Source organism: Maridesulfovibrio sp. (genome assembly GCF_965230075.1).
Classification (GTDB): domain Bacteria; phylum Desulfobacterota; class Desulfovibrionia; order Desulfovibrionales; family Desulfovibrionaceae; genus Maridesulfovibrio.
Genome location: NZ_OZ245945.1, coordinates 570,280 through 585,987, shown reverse-complemented (window position 1 = coordinate 585,987; position 15,708 = coordinate 570,280). Strand labels below are relative to the sequence as shown.

Annotated in this window: 18 protein-coding genes; 16 read left to right on the top strand and 2 right to left on the bottom strand. The window is 51.8% G+C overall.

Annotated features, from left to right (window positions below):
- Nucleotides 1-21: 21 nt before the first annotated feature.
- Nucleotides 22-1,011: a TAXI family TRAP transporter solute-binding subunit gene (locus tag ACO05Z_RS02625; RefSeq protein ID WP_421900222.1), complete on the top strand. Its 990-nt coding sequence runs from the start codon at nucleotides 22-24 to the stop codon at nucleotides 1,009-1,011.
- Nucleotides 1,012-1,072: 61 nt separating this feature from the next.
- A complete protein-coding gene (locus ACO05Z_RS02620) occupies nucleotides 1,073-3,001 on the top strand; it encodes a TRAP transporter permease (protein ID WP_421900220.1) in 1,929 nt (642 codons plus the stop codon).
- A gap of 40 nt (nucleotides 3,002-3,041) precedes the next feature.
- Here ACO05Z_RS02620 and ACO05Z_RS02615 read toward each other — a convergent pair whose 3' ends face one another.
- A complete protein-coding gene (locus ACO05Z_RS02615; RefSeq protein ID WP_421900218.1) occupies nucleotides 3,042-3,578 on the bottom strand; it encodes an HPP family protein in 537 nt (178 codons plus the stop codon).
- A 190-nt stretch (nucleotides 3,579-3,768) separates the two neighbouring features.
- Here ACO05Z_RS02615 and ACO05Z_RS02610 point away from each other — a divergent pair, with 190 nt between their 5' ends.
- On the top strand, nucleotides 3,769-4,131 hold the full coding sequence (locus ACO05Z_RS02610) for an STAS/SEC14 domain-containing protein (RefSeq protein ID WP_421900216.1): 363 nt from the start codon (nucleotides 3,769-3,771) through the stop codon (nucleotides 4,129-4,131).
- 86 nt (nucleotides 4,132-4,217) lie between these two features.
- On the opposite strand, the gene rpmB is transcribed toward ACO05Z_RS02610, so the two are convergent.
- Nucleotides 4,218-4,430 (bottom strand): 50S ribosomal protein L28, encoded by a 213-nt coding sequence (gene rpmB / locus ACO05Z_RS02605; protein WP_421900214.1) that lies wholly within the window; start codon nucleotides 4,428-4,430, stop codon nucleotides 4,218-4,220.
- 183 nt (nucleotides 4,431-4,613) lie between these two features.
- On the opposite strand from rpmB, the gene ACO05Z_RS02600 reads away from it, so the two are divergent.
- The 13 genes from ACO05Z_RS02600 to ribE all read left to right on the top strand — a co-directional run bounded on the left by ACO05Z_RS02600 (nucleotide 4,614) and on the right by ribE (nucleotide 15,590).
- Nucleotides 4,614-5,132, top strand: a complete 519-nt coding sequence (locus ACO05Z_RS02600) for a YceD family protein (RefSeq protein WP_421900212.1) — start codon at nucleotides 4,614-4,616, stop codon at nucleotides 5,130-5,132.
- A 52-nt stretch (nucleotides 5,133-5,184) separates the two neighbouring features.
- Entirely contained in the window at nucleotides 5,185-5,364 is a 180-nt protein-coding gene (gene rpmF, locus ACO05Z_RS02595) for a 50S ribosomal protein L32 (RefSeq protein WP_015850548.1), read from the top strand.
- Nucleotides 5,357-6,382, top strand: a complete 1,026-nt coding sequence (plsX, locus tag ACO05Z_RS02590) for a phosphate acyltransferase PlsX (protein ID WP_421900210.1) — start codon at nucleotides 5,357-5,359, stop codon at nucleotides 6,380-6,382. Before rpmF ends, plsX begins: the two co-directional genes overlap by 8 nt.
- Nucleotides 6,383-6,508: 126 nt before the next feature.
- Nucleotides 6,509-7,495, top strand: coding sequence for a beta-ketoacyl-ACP synthase III (locus ACO05Z_RS02585; protein WP_421900208.1), 987 nt, complete (start codon nucleotides 6,509-6,511; stop codon nucleotides 7,493-7,495).
- A gap of 187 nt (nucleotides 7,496-7,682) precedes the next feature.
- Nucleotides 7,683-8,426: a 3-oxoacyl-[acyl-carrier-protein] reductase gene (gene fabG, locus ACO05Z_RS02580; protein WP_421900206.1), complete on the top strand. Its 744-nt coding sequence runs from the start codon at nucleotides 7,683-7,685 to the stop codon at nucleotides 8,424-8,426.
- 35 nt (nucleotides 8,427-8,461) lie between these two features.
- Entirely contained in the window at nucleotides 8,462-8,692 is a 231-nt protein-coding gene (locus tag ACO05Z_RS02575) for an acyl carrier protein (RefSeq protein ID WP_320007440.1), read from the top strand.
- A 120-nt stretch (nucleotides 8,693-8,812) separates the two neighbouring features.
- The gene (fabF, locus tag ACO05Z_RS02570; protein WP_421900203.1) at nucleotides 8,813-10,051 is read left to right on the top strand and encodes a beta-ketoacyl-ACP synthase II; all 1,239 of its coding nucleotides are present in this window, start codon (nucleotides 8,813-8,815) and stop codon (nucleotides 10,049-10,051) included.
- 71 nt (nucleotides 10,052-10,122) lie between these two features.
- Entirely contained in the window at nucleotides 10,123-11,361 is a 1,239-nt protein-coding gene (glyA, locus tag ACO05Z_RS02565; RefSeq protein WP_421900201.1) for a serine hydroxymethyltransferase, read from the top strand.
- Nucleotides 11,362-11,521: 160 nt separating this feature from the next.
- Nucleotides 11,522-11,977, top strand: a complete 456-nt coding sequence (locus tag ACO05Z_RS02560; protein ID WP_421900199.1) for a deoxycytidylate deaminase — start codon at nucleotides 11,522-11,524, stop codon at nucleotides 11,975-11,977.
- Nucleotides 11,961-13,094: a bifunctional diaminohydroxyphosphoribosylaminopyrimidine deaminase/5-amino-6-(5-phosphoribosylamino)uracil reductase RibD gene (gene ribD / locus ACO05Z_RS02555; protein ID WP_421904155.1), complete on the top strand. Its 1,134-nt coding sequence runs from the start codon at nucleotides 11,961-11,963 to the stop codon at nucleotides 13,092-13,094. The genes ACO05Z_RS02560 and ribD overlap by 17 nt, the downstream gene beginning before the upstream one ends.
- 1 nt (nucleotide 13,095) lies before the next feature.
- Entirely contained in the window at nucleotides 13,096-13,752 is a 657-nt protein-coding gene (locus ACO05Z_RS02550; RefSeq protein ID WP_421900197.1) for a riboflavin synthase, read from the top strand.
- 134 nt (nucleotides 13,753-13,886) lie between these two features.
- Nucleotides 13,887-15,104, top strand: coding sequence for a bifunctional 3,4-dihydroxy-2-butanone-4-phosphate synthase/GTP cyclohydrolase II (locus ACO05Z_RS02545; protein WP_421900195.1), 1,218 nt, complete (start codon nucleotides 13,887-13,889; stop codon nucleotides 15,102-15,104).
- Nucleotides 15,105-15,119: 15 nt separating this feature from the next.
- Entirely contained in the window at nucleotides 15,120-15,590 is a 471-nt protein-coding gene (gene ribE / locus ACO05Z_RS02540; protein ID WP_421900193.1) for a 6,7-dimethyl-8-ribityllumazine synthase, read from the top strand.
- The last annotated feature ends 118 nt before the right edge of the window (nucleotides 15,591-15,708 follow it).

Sequence of the window (15,708 nt, the reverse complement as noted above, 5' to 3'; positions counted from 1 at the left end):
ACATCCAACCTCGGAGGAAGAATGCTTAAAAAATTCTCGTGCCTCATCTTAACTTGCATGCTCTGTCTGACCTTTGCAACTGCACCTTCACAGGCAAGCGACAAGAACCTGATCATTGCCACCGCCACAACTGGTGGAACCTACTACCCTGTTGGTGTCGCTATTGGAACACTGGTCAGCATCAAGCTTGCCAAAGCCGACAAGATAACCGCTACAGCAATCAACTCCGCCGGTTCCGGCGAAAACGTACAGATGCTTAAGAACAAAGAAGCGGACCTCGCCATCCTGCAGGCTCTCTTCGGCCTTAATGCATACAAAGGCGAAGGTCCTTACAAAGGCAAGGCCTTCAAGGATTTCCGCTCCATCACCATGCTCTGGGAAAATGTTGAACACTTCCCGCTGCTCAACAAGTACGTAAAGAAAGGTGACATCTCCGACCTCAAGGGTCTGGACAAGAAATTTTCCATCGGCAAGCGCGGCAGCGGCACCGAAGGTTCCGGACGCACCCTGCTCAAAATCATGGGTGTGGATGTAAACAAGGATCTCGTACTTGAATTCCTCGGCTATACTCCCTCCGCACAGGCCATGATGGATGGCCGTATTGCCGGGGCCAACATCCCTGCAGGACCTCCCGCAGCGGCCATCACCCAGCTTTATGCCCAGCTCGGCTCTGACGATGTAACCGTGCTTGAATTCACTGATGCACAGCTTGCTGAAATCCAGAAAGCCTACCCCATCTGGAACCGTTACGTAATTCCTGCCGGGACCTATCCTTCCCAGAAGGAAGACATCAAGACCATCGCCCAGCCCAACTTTCTGGCCTGCCGCGCTGATCTGCCTGACGAAGTGGTCTACAAAATAACCAAGACTATCTACGAAAACCTGCCTTTCCTGAACAATATTCACAAGGCAACCAAGGCTATGTCTCTCGAACGCGCCACCACAGGCCTGCCCGCACCCCTGCATCCCGGTGCTGAAAAATTCTACCGCGAAGTCGGTATAATTAAATAGTAATGATTAGGGGTTGGTGGACAAATCCACCAACCCCATACTTTCTTTCCAAGGATATTTTATGACTGACACGACTTCCCCAAAGCCGGCAGTTAAGAAAGATTCTGGTGGTGAAACCCTTGCGATTAAACGTGTAATCGAGGGCAACACTGCCAAATTACTCTATGCCACGGGCATCATCTGTTCTCTGTTCCATCTCTGGGTCAATACCATAGGCATCATGCCGGAGATTCAGCGCAATGCTGTCCATTACTCTTTCATGCTTTTCATCGGCTTCCTGCAATACCCGATGCTTAAGAAACACGCCCGTGAAACCCTGCCCATTGACTATTTTCTAGCGGTTCTGTCCTTTGCCACCGGGCTTTATCTTGTATTTTTCGAAGATGCCCTGCACATGCGCAACGAAGTGCCGATCATGGCAGATCTTATTGCCGCAGGCTTGGCGATCGTGCTTTTGATGGAAATTACCCGCAGGACCACCGGACTGCTCATCCCCTGTCTGGCCGTTATATTTCTGGCCTACGGACTTGGCGGCGGGCAATATCTGGACGGGCTCTGGCATTTTCCGGGAGTGACCATCCAGCGCATGCTTTACCGCATGTACTTTGCTCCGGATGGAATATTCGGAACCATTGCAACCATTTCGAGTACATTCGTATTCCTGTTTGTGCTCTTTGCCTCATTCCTGATCAAATCAGGAGCTGGGGAATTCATCATCAAGCTGGCCATGGCTTCCATGGGCCGTACCATCGGTGGTCCGGCCAAGATGGCGGTTTTTGCTTCCGGCTTCATGGGTTCTGTTTCCGGCAGTGCGGTAGCAAATACTGTGGGCACAGGTTCCATCACCATCCCCATGATGAAAAAAACCGGATTCCCCAGCAAATTTGCTGGAGGAGTTGAGGCCGCAGCCTCCACAGGAGGACAGCTCATGCCCCCCATCATGGGTGCCGGTGCATTCATCATGAGCCAGTGGACCCAGATTCCCTATCTTACTATTGTCGGCGTGGCCTTCATTCCGGCAATCATGTACTTTGTCAGCGTGGCTTTCTTCGTCCATTTACGAGCCAAAAAACTGGGCATCAAACCCATTCCCGAAGAGGACATCCCGCGCATAGGTCAGGTTATGAAAGAGGGCTGGAACTTCTTTATCCCTATCGGCGCGCTCATGGGGCTGCTTATGTACGGGTTCACCCCCACATTTGCGGCCTGTGGCGGTATTGCCGCAATCGTGGTCTCCAGCTGGCTTAATCCCAAGACCCGCATGTCCGGGCGCGATATCATGGACGCCCTTGCAGCCGGAGGCCAGAATATGGTCACCACGGGGGTTATCCTGCTCTGCTCCGGTATCGTTGTCGGCGTGGTACTCATGGTCGGCATGGGCATCAAATTCTCCATGCTCATCACCATGATCGCGGGCAACAGTCTGCTGCTGACCATCGTCATGGTTGCGGTAGCATCACTAGTACTGGGCATGGGCCTACCCGTAACCGCTTCCTACATTGTTCTGGCGGTTCTTGCTGCCCCGGCTATGCAAATGCTCGGCACAAGCCTTATCGCGGCTCATATGCTCATATTCTGGTATTCTCAGGATGCCAACGTAACCCCGCCAGTCTGCCTCGCGGCCTACAGTGCATCGGGTATATCCGGCTCCAAGCCACTGGAAACAGGCTTTGAATCATGGAAAATAGCCAAGGGGCTTTATATTATCCCCCTGCTCTTCTGCTACACCCCGATCCTGTTCGAAGGACCGCTCTGGCAGGTTGCCGAGACAGTGGTTACCGCCACAGCCGGCCTGTTCTGCTTTGCGGTCTTCTTTGAAGGCTTCAACACTTACGCCCTGAATATCGGTCAAAGGTTGCTCTACATGGGAACAGCGACCCTGCTGCTCTGGCCGGACATGCGGCTGCATGCGGCAGGAGCAGTACTGCTGGTAGTGATGATGCTGCGCGAAAGGTCAGTGTTCAGAAAAGAGGCTTTTGAAGCTGTATAAAAATTAAGGGGAGTGTTTGTGCAAACACTCCCCTTTTCAGTTAGTACCAAAACACAGGATATCGCCTGCTCTTAGCCATGTTATTCACCAGTACGGCCACAACCAACATAATTGTTGCGCTGACACCCACCGGAACCACAGCATACCAATAGCCCAACACATGCAACTTGGGGCTGCCTATGACCGCGATGAGTGCGGAGGCACCTCCCGGAGGATGCAGAGTCTTGGTAACGTGCATAACCGCAATGGCTGTGGCGACAGCAAGAGGAGCCGCCAGCCAGAGCTGATTCGGAAACATTTTGTAGCAGGCCACACCGATAAGAGCAGAAAGAATATGTCCGCCCAGAAGATTTCGAGGCTGGGCCAGAGGACTGGTTATGGCTCCGTAGATCAGTACTGCTGAGGCTCCAAAGGAACCGATAATGAAAACCAGATCGGTGGCGGAAAAAATAGTGTAGTTAAGCAAAGCCACGGGCAGGATTCCACAAAATGCTCCGATCCATGACCAAAAAATTTCACTGAGGCTGGTTTGCGGAGGGCACTGTCCGCCCCCTTTCATTTTATCAAGATAGTTCACCCGCACGCTCCTGTTCAGGTTGAGTTCGAATAATTTTGCAAACAATCCTTCTTACGTGCGTTACAAATACTCCTACTTAATACAGTTTCATTGACCTGAGTCAGTTTTTCCGAGTTGGCCCTTTAATTCCTGACCGGATGTGATAAATTGGCTGCAAGTTCTTTTAATGAACAACCCACAGGAGTAAACCATGATCACCATCATGAAAGAAAGCAGCGGCCCCATGCTGGCTGTAACAGCCACCGGCAAAGTTTCCGGCGAGGATTATACCGAAGTCTGGATTCCCGCCTTGCAAAAAACAATTACGGAACACGGCAAATGCAGAGCCCTGCTCTACATGGATGAAAATTTCAAAGGTTGGGATTTGAAGGCCATGTGGGAGGATACCAAATTCGGATTTGCCCACCGCAATGACTTTGACAAGCTTGCCGTTGTCGGCGGCCCTACATGGGTGGAATGGGGAACCAAGGTTGCCGGTGCATTGGTTAGCGGGGAAGTGAAAACCTACCCTGCGGAAGAGCTTGATGCAGCCCTCAGATGGGCGGCAGAATAAGAATGAATCAAAAAAAAGCCCCAGCCATAAATAATTATGACCGGGGCTTTTTACACGACGAATCGTGCGAAAAATGAAAAAGAAGCTTAGCTTACTTTTTTCTTAGCTACGGGCTTAACAACAGCGCCGGAGCGGATGCAGCGGGTGCAAGCTTTGATGCTTTTTACTTCACCGCTGGGAAGCTGAGTGCGGACTTTCTGCAGGTTAGGCATGAAACGTCTCTTAGTCTTGTTGTGAGCGTGGGAAACGTTATTGCCAGTCTGAGGACCTTTACCGCATATATCGCATACCTGGGACATGTTGAACCTCCTTGATGGTAGTCACTTTTTTTAGATTGCCGGAAAGCGCGGATTCCCGCAAGGGAAATTGCTCTTCCCGAACAAAAGAGGTATCATTTAAACGCTCGCTCTGGAAAATGCAAGCTCTTTTTCCTTGACAGAAGAAAAAAAACTCATATAGGAAACCCTTCCGCGAGGAAAAATATGTCTGAACTCTGGATTACATTAAACGACATCCCCGAAGAGGGACAAAATTTTGTTTTCGAGGACCAGAATTTCTGGTCCGCTGCATGGAAACAGTACAAAGTAGAAGTCAAACCCGGCGATGCGCTGGTGTCTGAAATCTATGTCCTTCCTCAGGACAAAGGATGCCTTGTCAGAGGTGGAACCAAAGGTTCCGTGACAATTGCATGCGACAGATGCACGGCAGACTACAAGCACAATATTTCCACCGAATTCGAGGAATATGAGCAGGTCGCTGAAGACGGTGATGATGAAGAATCACCCGTTGTAAAGACCAAAGAAGGGCTCAAAATCGATATCGGTGCCCTCCTCTGGGAGCATTTCGTAATGGCACTTCCGATCAAGCCTCTTTGCAAAGAAGAATGCAAGGGACTTTGCGCCAAGTGCGGAGCCGACCTTAACAAAGGCGGATGCGAATGCGAGCAGGATGAGGGCGATCCAAGGCTTGCGGTTTTCCGCAATCTTAAGATAAAGAACTAAATTCCGGTCCGCACGGATCGGCTTTAAAAAAAACTCTTTAGGAGACTTAGTCATGGCACAGCCGAAAAAGAAAACTTCCAAATCCCGCAGAAACATGCGTCGTTCCCACGACCACGTAGCAACCCCCAACGTAGTATACTGCGAGTGCGGTGAACCCATCATCCCTCACAGAGCTTGCTCTTCTTGCGGTTCCTACAAAGGTCGTCAGGTAATCAATTCCGAAGATGCCTAGCATAATACCCCGCATTGCCGTAGACGCCATGGGTGGCGACTACGGTCTTTCGGTTATTGTCCCCGCAGCGGTGAATGCCGCCAAAACGGGACTCCCGATTACGCTGGTAGGTGATGAGCACATGATCCGGTCCGAGCTTGAAAAGCTTGATACCGGATCATGTGCTATTGATATTGTCCACGCTTCTCAGGTTGTCACAATGGAAGACAAGCCTGCCGACGCAATGCGCAAGAAGAAGGACTCATCAATTCAGGTCGCATGCAGACTGGTCAAGGAGGGCAAGGCTGACGGTGTTGTCAGTGCCGGTAACTCCGGGGCTACTGTTGCCTGCGGCATGTTCACCATCGGTCGCATTAAGGGCGTCCTGCGTCCGGGTATGGCCGGAATTCTGCCCACCGAGAAGAAACCCATGGTCCTGCTTGATGTAGGTGCCAATGTGGATTCCAAACCGGAACACCTTTTCCAGTTCGGCCTCATGGCTGACGTACTGGCCCGTGACGTGCTGGGTTATCAGAACCCGCGCATCGGTCTTTTGACCATCGGTGAAGAGGAAGGCAAAGGCAACACACTGGTAAAGACCACCTATGATATGCTCAAAAATTCTTCCTTGAATTTTATGGGTAACATCGAAGGACGGGATATCTTTACCGGAGATGTTGATATTGCCGTTTGTGACGGATTCGTGGGCAACGTGGCTCTCAAGCTGGCTGAAGGGCTGGCCCACAGTTTCGGCAGCCTGCTGAAAGGCGAACTCAAGCGCGACATTGTTTCCAAGCTGGGAGCCATGCTCGCAATGAAAGCTTTTAAAAGATTCAGTAGACTGTTAGATAAGTCTGAGTACGGCGGAGCTCCGGTCCTCGGACTGAAAGGAATTGTCCTTGTCTGCCACGGTAAAGCCGATTCCCGGGCAGTGGAAAAAGCCATTGAAATGGCTGCCACCTTTGTCAAAAACGATGCTGTCGCCCACCTGAAAGAAGGTTTGGCCGCACATAAGGAAATCACCGCACCTAAATTCTAGTGTGACGCCCTCAAATGCTTTGACGGGCGCAACACCAGAGCGGACTTCCTGCGGTCCATTATTCGGACAGTAGGCGCATCACCCCGGAAAATCGCTCCCTTTCCATCCTAAAACAGGAATGGCGTAATGAGTACTTTCTCACACATCAGGGGCCTTGGTTTCCATGTCCCTGAGCGGCTATACACTAACAGTGATCTTGAAAAATTCGTTGATACCAACGATGAATGGATAACCACCCGCACCGGAATCAAACAGCGCCACGTTGTTGAAGACGAAACATGCCTGGACCTTGCTTATGAGGCATCTGTAAAAGCCCTCAAGGCCGCAGGCATGGAAGCGGAAGAACTCACCCACGTAATCATCGCCACCTTCACCGGCGATATGCCTGTTCCCACCACATCCTGCCTGCTCATGGAGCGGCTGGGTATCAAAAACAGGGCAGCCATGGACCTTTCCGCGGCCTGCTCCGGTTTTGTATACGCTGTTGAGGTGGCCCGGGCACTCATCAATCTCGATCCCTCTGCAAAAATTCTGGTCTGCGGTTCTGAAGTCGTCACCAGCCGAGTCAACTGGGAAGACCGTTCCACCTGCGTACTCTTTGGAGACGGCGCAGGCGCTGCGGTAATGACTGCTGGCACTGATGGAGAACCCGGAAAAGTACTCGACACCCTCGTCCGCGCCGACGGCGGTCCGGGCATGAACCTGACCATTAAAGGTGCAGGTTCCGCCTACCCCTACAAAAAGGGGGATACCGTAGGCGTTGAGAACTTTGTGGAAATGCAGGGACGTGAAATTTACAAACACGCAGTACGCTCCATGACCTCCATTTCCAATGAAATACTTGAGAGACAGGGGCTGACCATTGAAGACGTGGACGTACTGCTGCCCCACCAGGCCAACATGCGCATCATCGAGGCCGTGGGCAAAAAGCTGGGAATCGAACGCGAAAAGGTTTTTGCGAATGTGGATAAATTCGGCAACACTTCTGCCGCATCAATTCCCATCGCACTTGCCGACGCAAGAGAGTCCGGCTTCATTAAGGACGGAGATCTGGTCCTTCTGGCCACCTTTGGCGGCGGCCTGACCTGGGGATCTTCTTTGATCCAGTTTTAATGCGGTGTTTTGTAAAATTCTGCTATTTTTAACTGAATTTTAACAACACCTCTGTATAAAAGGGAAAAACAACATAGTGCAAACGCACATGTATGTTTAAACAAATTAATTTAGATTAAATTTGCAGTCACAGCCGCTTTAGGCTATGAGACGCAGGACTAGATTAATTTAACATAGAGGGAAGTAAATGAGTGAACTGCCAAGCACCGCCCTTGTAACGGGCGGTTCCAGAGGAATCGGAGAAGCCTGCGCCAAGAGGCTCGCCAAAGACGGCTTTGAAGTGATCATCACCTACGTAAGCCGCCCCGACGGAGCCGAAAAAGTCTGCGCTGAAATTGAAGCTGCAGGCGGCAAGGCCCGCTCATTCAAGCTTGATTCTTCTGACCGTGAAGCTGTAGCTTCCTTTTTCAAGGAAGAGATCAAAGGTAAAGTAAAGCTGGATGTTCTGGTGAACAACGCCGGAATCACCCGCGATGGACTTCTGGTCCGCATGAAGGATGAAGACTGGGACAAAGTCCTCGACATCAACCTGACTGGCGCTTTCACCTGCCTGCGTGAATCCGCAAAGATCATGATGAAACAGCGTTACGGAAGGATCATCAACATTTCCTCTGTAGTTGGACAGGCCGGTAATGCAGGACAGGCCAACTACGTATCGGCCAAAGCCGGCCTCCTCGGGCTGACCAAGGCCAGCGCCATTGAACTTGCTCCGCGTGGTGTCACTGTGAATTCCGTTACTCCGGGATTTATCCAGACCGACATGACCGCAGAACTGCCTGAAAAAGTCATGGCGCAGATGATGGACAACATACCGCTGAAAAAACTCGGCACATCCGATGATATAGCAAACGCGGTTTCATTCCTTGCCAAGGACGAATCCGGTTATATCACAGGCCAGACTCTCGCTGTTAACGGCGGGATGTACATGTAATTAAGAAACACTAAAATAATGATTTGGAGGGGACTATGTCCGCAGCTGAAAAAGTAAAAGCAATTATCGTAGACCAGCTTGGCGTATCCGAAGACGAAATTAAAGACGAAGCATCTTTTGTTGAAGATCTCGGCGCTGACTCTCTCGACCTGACCGAACTCATCATGGCTATGGAAGAAGAGTTCGACGTTGAAATCGAAGACGAAGAAGCTCAGAAGATCCTCAAAGTTAAGGATGCAATCGCATTCGTAGAAAGCAAGCAGTAGACTGATTGCTTACAAGGGTTTTTAAAAAGAGCGCCTTATTGCTCCTCACGGGCGTAAGGCGCTCCTTTTGTATGACCCTCCAAAAAGATTAACCCCAACATATTTTACAGGTTTAAATATATGAACAGGGTAGTAGTAACAGGCGTTTCCGCCATCACCCCCATTGGTAATGACATCGATACCAGCTGGGACAACCTGCTTGCAGGCAAGTCCGGTATTGCCGAAATTACCTCCTTTGATGCCAGCGAATTTACCGCCCGCATCGCAGGTGAAGTCAAAGGCTTTGACGCTAAAGAATTCATCCCCCACAAGCAGGCCAAGCGTATGGAAAGGTTCACACAGTTCGCTGTGGCAGCCAACCAGATGCTTATGGAGTCCACCGGACTCAAGCTTGAAGGGGACGATCGTGAACGTGCCGGAGTTGTCATCGGTGTAGGTCTCGGCGGCCTCGATACTATCGAGAAGCAGCATTCCAAACTGATGAAAACCGGCCCCAAGAAAATCACCCCCTTCTTCATCCCGATCATTATCGGCAACATGGCTGCCGGTCAGGTTTCCATCTTTGCCGAAGCGCAGGGTCCGAACCTGTGCATGTGTACTGCATGTGCATCCGGTACTCACGCCATCGGTCAGGCGTACACCGACATCATGCTCGGCCGCGCCGATGTAATGATCTGCGGTGGTGCTGAATCCACCATCACCCCTCTGGGTTTTGCCGGATTCACCGCCATGAAGGCTCTCTCCACCCGCAATGACGATCCTGAAACCGCATCCCGTCCCTTTGATGCCGGACGTGACGGGTTTGTCATGGGTGAAGGTGCTGGTCTGCTTCTGCTGGAATCCCTTGAGCACGCACAGAAACGCGGCGCTGAGATTCTTGCTGAAGTTGTGGGCTTCGGTGCATCTTCCGATGCCTACCACATGACCGCACCGCCGGAAGACGGCGCAGGCATGGCCCGGGCCATGAACGCAGCTATCCGTGAAGCCAAAGTTGATCCTTCTGAGATCGATCACATCAACGCCCACGGTACTTCCACCAAACTGAACGACTTCTGCGAAACCAAGGCCATCCATAAGGTCTTCGGTGACCACGCTAAGAATATCGCCATCAGCGCAAACAAATCCCAGATCGGCCACCTCCTCGGTGGTGCAGGCGGTGTTGAAGCAGCTTTTGCTGTTAAGACCCTCGCAACCGGAATCATTCCCGGTACTGCAAACCAGATCGAAGCTGATCCTGACTGTGATCTCGATTACTGCGCAGACGGTAAGCGTGAGCAGCAGGTCAACTATGTACTGAGCAACTCGTTCGGCTTCGGCGGAACCAACGGCTGCATGCTGTTTAAGAAATTCGAAGAATAAGAATCAATTCAATTTGTTGCGGGGTAGCGCGCTACCCCGCAACAAATAAAAAATTTTAACTGGAGCTTGTCATGGAAGAACTGATGATGAAAGACCCGGCAGTAGCGGCTGCCATTGGACAGGAAGTAACCCGCCAGATGACCAAGCTTGAACTCATCGCTTCGGAGAACTTTACCTCCACAGCGGTCCGTCAGGCCATGGGCAGTGTAATGACCCACAAGTACGCTGAAGGTTACCCTGGCAAGCGTTACTACGGCGGTTGTGAATATGTCGACCTCGCAGAAGACCTCGCCCGTGACCGTGCAAAAGAAATTTTCGGCTGCGAATACGTAAACGTACAGCCCCACTCCGGTTCACAGGCCAACATGGCTGTCTACTTTGCGGCTCTCAAGCCCGGCGACACCGTACTCGGCATGGACCTCTCCCACGGCGGTCACCTGACCCACGGTTCCCCGGTTAACTTTTCCGGCAAGCTCTTCGACATCAAATTCTACGGTGTTGATCCTGAGACCAAGACTATCAACTACGACAATGTCCTTGAGATTGCCAAAGAGTGCAAACCCAAGATGATCATTGCCGGTGCTTCCGCATACCCCCGCATCATCGACTTCGCCCGCTTCCGCCAGATCGCCGACGAAGTAGGCGCGGTTCTCATGGTGGACATGGCTCACATCGCGGGTCTCATCGCAGCAGGCGTACACCCCTCCTGCATCGAGCACGCACACTACACCACTACCACCACCCACAAAACCCTGCGCGGTCCCCGCGGCGGTATGATCCTCTCCACCGAGGAACACGGCAAGGCACTGAACTCCAACATTTTCCCCGGTATTCAGGGCGGCCCGCTCATGCACGTAATCGCAGCTAAAGCGGTTGCTTTCGGTGAAGCACTCAAGCCTTCCTACGTTGAATACCAGAAACAGGTTGTTGCCAACGCGCAGGCTCTGGCCAAAAACCTCATGGATGCAGGCTTCGACCTCGTATCCGGCGGTACTGACAACCACCTGATGATGCTGGACCTGACTAACAAGGACATCACCGGTAAAGACGCCGAACATGCTCTTGATGAAGCAGGCATCACCGTCAACAAGAACACCATCCCCTTTGAAACCCGTTCCCCGTTCGTGACTTCCGGCGTACGTATCGGTACCCCGGCTCTGACCACCCGCGGAATGAAAGAAGAAGAGATGGTAAAAGTCGCAGGCTGGATCACCGCCGCCATTGACTCCATCGGCAACGAAACCAAGCTGAACCAGATCAGCAAAGAAGTAGCCGAATTCGCAAAAGACTACCCACTCTTCGCATACTAAGATCGCAAGATTTGCCAGCCAAGCGGCGAAGCCTAACAAAAGGGCTTAAGCCGCCGGAGGCAAATGCGTTCAATATAGAGCGCGAAGCGCAACATAATACCAATAAAAACGGGCCCGAATTTTCGGGTCCGTTTTCTCAGCTTCAAAGAGGGAGCATAAAATGGACAACAGAATGCCTTGGCCAGACTATTTCATGAACATCGCGCACCTTGTTGCGGAACGTTCAACCTGCACCCGCCGCAAGGTCGGCGCAGTAGCCGTGCTGGACAAACGCATCCTCGCCAGCGGCTACAACGGGCCGCCGTCGGGCACTGCCCACTGCGCCGATGTAGGCTGCATCCGCGAAAAAATGGGTGTCCCCTCCGGTGAACGCCATGAACTCTGTCGCGGCCTTCACGCTGAACAGAACGTAATCATCCAGTGCGCAACTCACGGCGTTTCTATGAAAGGCGCGGAAATTTACTGCACCACCCAGCCCTGCCTGATCTGCACTAAAATGCTGATCAACGCGGGAGTAACTGCAATTTACTGCTCCGAAAGTTACCCGGACGAACTTTCCGAACAAATGCTCAAAGAAGCCGGAGTTAAATTTGCTTTTCTTGAATCCGATAAATAGCCCGGAAGAAGGCTTCATGGCCCGCGCAGTGGAGCTCGCCATGCGCGGCCGCAACCGCACCGCACCGAATCCAACAGTCGGCGCAGTAATGGTCCGTGACGGACAAATTGTAGCCGAGGGTTACCATATGTTCTGCGGCGGACTACACGCCGAACGGGAGTGCATTGCCGATGCCAAGTCCAAAGGCGTGGATATGAGCAAATGCTGCATGTACGTGACCTTGGAACCATGCAACCATCACGGCAAGACCCCGCCCTGCACCGAAGGTATCCTTGAGGCGGGCATCCCCCACATTGTGGTCGGTACCCGTGACCCCAACCCCAAGGCTGCCGGGGGTATTGAATATCTCGAATCCAAGGGCGTGAAAGTTGATCAGGGAGTACTTGAAGAACAATGCAAAGACCTGATCTCTGATTTCCTGTGCTGGCAGTTCACGGACCGGGCCTACTCCATCCTCAAACTGGCCTGCACAATTGACGGTAAAATCGCTGGCGCCACCGGAGCACAGGAAGCAGTATCCTGCCCGGAATCTTTTCAGGACGTGCAGCGTTTGCGCTCCATGGTCGGAGCAGTGATAGTGGGCGGCAATACCTTGCGCGAAGACAATCCCAGCCTCAATTGCCGGCTTGATTCCCTTCCTGAAGGATTCCGTCAGCCCAAGGCCGTGATTGTCACCAACAATCTCCCGCAAAATCACGATGACTTTACACTGACCACCACCCGTGCTGCTGACACAATTTTCTGGACCAGCGCAGAACAGGAAGCTACAAAGACCGCCACGGAATTAAAAAATAAAGGAATTGAGGTTTTGCCTCTTCCCTGTGACGAAAAAGGTCTTATACTTGAGAAAGGTTTCACAATGTTGCGCGAAAAGCATGGGGTGCTGCGCACCCTCTGTGAAGGCGGCGGCAAGCTGGCCTGCTCCCTTGCAGAACAGGGGCTAGTTGATGAATTCGTCATGTATCAGACCCCGCGCATTCTTGGTAATGTGCAAGGCAGGCCGAATTTTGCAGGCTCAAACAATGTGCTTATCAGTGAAGCCATGGATCTGCGCATCAGCCGCGTTGAACAAAGCGGCCGAGATTTAAAAATAGTTTTTAAACCCGAAGGACAATAGCATGTTCACCGGACTGATTCAGGGAAAAGGACGCATTGAAAATGCCGAGAACCGGGGCAATGAAACCCGCTTCAAGGTCAGTGCGTCTAATATCAAGAATTACGAAAAAGGCGAATCCATCGCCATCAACGGGGTCTGCCTCACTGTTGAAACTTACAGTGACAGCTGGTTTACCTGCTACGCCAGTAAAGAATCCATGTCGGTGACCAACCTCGGTAACCTCAAGCGCGGTTCCATGGTCAACTATGAACGCGCGCTGGCCATGGGTGACCGTCTGGGCGGGCACATTGTTTCCGGCCATGTGGATTGCCTCGGCACTGTTGAATCCGTACGGCCTGAAGGTGAATCCAAAATTTACCGCATCAAGTTTCCCATCGAACACGGCAAGTATGTGGTAGCCAAAGGATCAGTAGCCCTTGACGGCATCAGCCTGACCATTAACGATTGTGGACAGGATTACCTTGAGGTGAACATCATTCCCGAGACACAGCAAGAGACCACTATCTCGCTCTGGACACCGGGATATGAAGTGAACATAGAGACCGACGTTATCGGCAAATACGTGGAACGCATGGTCGCCCCGTGGACCAGCCAAAAGTCTGATGACAAACCCCAGAGTAAGCTTACAATGGACTTCCTGCGCGAAAATGGATTTTAACTATTTGAAATAAAATAATAAAAAAACATATTTCACCCTTTCTGTTTTTTGATGTATGAAGACAGACCTGTTTGTTTAAACAAGCAGTGTTTTTTTAAAAGAACTCCGCTCGCCGGAGAATGAGGATAACGAATATGCCTTTCTGCACTATTGAAGAAGCAATTGAGGACCTCCGCGAAGGTAAAATGGTCATCATGGTTGATGATGAAGACCGTGAAAACGAAGGTGATCTTGTCTGCGCAGCAGAGAAAGTGACCCCTGAAATTATCAACTTCATGGCTACTCACGGCAGAGGGCTTATCTGCCTCGCCATGTCCGGCGAAATGATCGACCAGCTGCAGCTGCCGCTTATGGCTCAGTCCAACGGCTCCCAGTTCGGCACCAACTTCACTGTTTCCATTGAAGCACGTGAAGGCGTGACTACCGGTATTTCCGCTGCAGACCGCGCCACCACCATTCTGGCTGCTGTTAAAGACGGCGTACAGCCCGAAGATATCGTTACTCCCGGCCATATTTTTCCCCTCCGCGCCAAAGACGGCGGAGTTCTGGTCCGTGCCGGACAGACTGAAGGCAGCGTTGACCTCGCCCGCCTTGCAGGTCTGAAACCCGCAGGCGTAATCTGCGAAATCATGAAGGACGACGGCACCATGGCCCGCCTCCCCGACCTCAAAGAATACGCCAAGCAGCACGATCTCAAGATCTGCTCAACCGAAGACCTGATCAAATACCGCATGAAATTCGGCAGCCACACTGTCACTCGCGAAGCAGATGCAGAACTGCCCACCCGCTGGGGCGAGTTCAAGGCTTCCGCTTTCCATTCCAGCGAAGATAACCGCACCCACATTGCCCTGACCATGGGCGATGTTCAGCCCGGTGAACCCGTTCTGGTCCGCGTTCACTCCGAATGCCTGACCGGTGATGTTTTCGGTTCCCAGCGGTGTGACTGCGGCGATCAGCTTGCTTCCGCAATGTGCATGATCCGCAACGAAGGTAAGGGCGTACTGCTCTACATGCGTCAAGAAGGCCGCGGTATCGGCCTCGGCAACAAGATCAAGGCTTACCACCTGCAGGATCTCGGCTGCGACACTGTTGAAGCCAACGAAAGACTGGGCTTCGCGCCCGACCTGCGTGAATACGGCACCGGAGCACAGATTCTGGTCCAGCTCGGAATCACCAAAATGAAACTAATGACCAACAACCCCAAAAAGATTGTCGGTCTCGAAGGTTACGGTCTCGAAGTTACCGAGCGTGTGCCCATTGAAATGGATGCCTGCGCAGCAAACCTCGATTACCTGAAAACCAAAAAAGATAAGATGGGCCACATGCTGGATCATCTTGAAGATAAAAAATAAAAAGGGAGAAGCACCATGTATCATATTAAAACCGTTGAAGGTCAGCTTGACTCCAAAGGTCTGAAAATCGCATTCGTAGCAGGTCGTTTCAACGACATCATCGTTGACAGGCTGGTCGGCGGAGCTGTTGATTACCTCCACCGCCACGGCTGCGAAAAAGAAAACATGACCCTGATCAAGGTTCCCGGTGCATTTGAAATTCCCGTGGTAACCAAGAAGCTTGCTGAATCCGGCAAATATGACGGTATCGTGGTTCTCGGTGCTGTTATCCGCGGCGCAACTCCCCACTTTGACTATGTCTGCAATGAGTGCGCAAAAGGCGTTGCTCAGGTAAGCATGGACAACGGCCTGCCTATCGGTTTCGGCCTGCTGACCTGCGACACCATTGATCAGGCGGTTGAACGTGCCGGCTCCAAAGCAGGCAACAAGGGCGTTGAAGCAGCTTCCGCAATGCTGGAAACTGTTCGCGTTCTGCAGCAGATTTAACTAGAGCTTGTAATTTCTAGTCTGTTTCTCCGGAAACAGGCTTGATTACTGAACATAATTTGAAGGCATACGGTCTCCGTCCCGCTGTTCGGAGACCGTATGCCTGTTGTGTTGTTTA

Bases quoted from the DNA above. Each gene is read 5' to 3' on its own strand.
- ACO05Z_RS02625 (WP_421900222.1), top strand. From the start codon at position 22: ATGCTTAAAAAATTCTCGTGCCTCATCTTAACTTGCATGCTCTGTCTG.
- ACO05Z_RS02620 (WP_421900220.1), top strand. From the start codon at position 1,073: ATGACTGACACGACTTCCCCAAAGCCGGCAGTTAAGAAAGATTCTGGT.
- ACO05Z_RS02610 (WP_421900216.1), top strand. From the start codon at position 3,769: ATGATCACCATCATGAAAGAAAGCAGCGGCCCCATGCTGGCTGTAACA.
- rpmB (WP_421900214.1), bottom strand. From the start codon at position 4,430: ATGTCCCAGGTATGCGATATATGCGGTAAAGGTCCTCAGACTGGCAAT.
- ACO05Z_RS02600 (WP_421900212.1), top strand. From the start codon at position 4,614: ATGTCTGAACTCTGGATTACATTAAACGACATCCCCGAAGAGGGACAA.
- rpmF (WP_015850548.1), top strand. From the start codon at position 5,185: ATGGCACAGCCGAAAAAGAAAACTTCCAAATCCCGCAGAAACATGCGT.
- plsX (WP_421900210.1), top strand. From the start codon at position 5,357: ATGCCTAGCATAATACCCCGCATTGCCGTAGACGCCATGGGTGGCGAC.
- ACO05Z_RS02585 (WP_421900208.1), top strand. From the start codon at position 6,509: ATGAGTACTTTCTCACACATCAGGGGCCTTGGTTTCCATGTCCCTGAG.
- fabG (WP_421900206.1), top strand. From the start codon at position 7,683: ATGAGTGAACTGCCAAGCACCGCCCTTGTAACGGGCGGTTCCAGAGGA.
- ACO05Z_RS02575 (WP_320007440.1), top strand. From the start codon at position 8,462: ATGTCCGCAGCTGAAAAAGTAAAAGCAATTATCGTAGACCAGCTTGGC.
- fabF (WP_421900203.1), top strand. From the start codon at position 8,813: ATGAACAGGGTAGTAGTAACAGGCGTTTCCGCCATCACCCCCATTGGT.
- glyA (WP_421900201.1), top strand. From the start codon at position 10,123: ATGGAAGAACTGATGATGAAAGACCCGGCAGTAGCGGCTGCCATTGGA.
- ACO05Z_RS02560 (WP_421900199.1), top strand. From the start codon at position 11,522: ATGGACAACAGAATGCCTTGGCCAGACTATTTCATGAACATCGCGCAC.
- ACO05Z_RS02550 (WP_421900197.1), top strand. From the start codon at position 13,096: ATGTTCACCGGACTGATTCAGGGAAAAGGACGCATTGAAAATGCCGAG.
- ACO05Z_RS02545 (WP_421900195.1), top strand. From the start codon at position 13,887: ATGCCTTTCTGCACTATTGAAGAAGCAATTGAGGACCTCCGCGAAGGT.
- ribE (WP_421900193.1), top strand. From the start codon at position 15,120: ATGTATCATATTAAAACCGTTGAAGGTCAGCTTGACTCCAAAGGTCTG.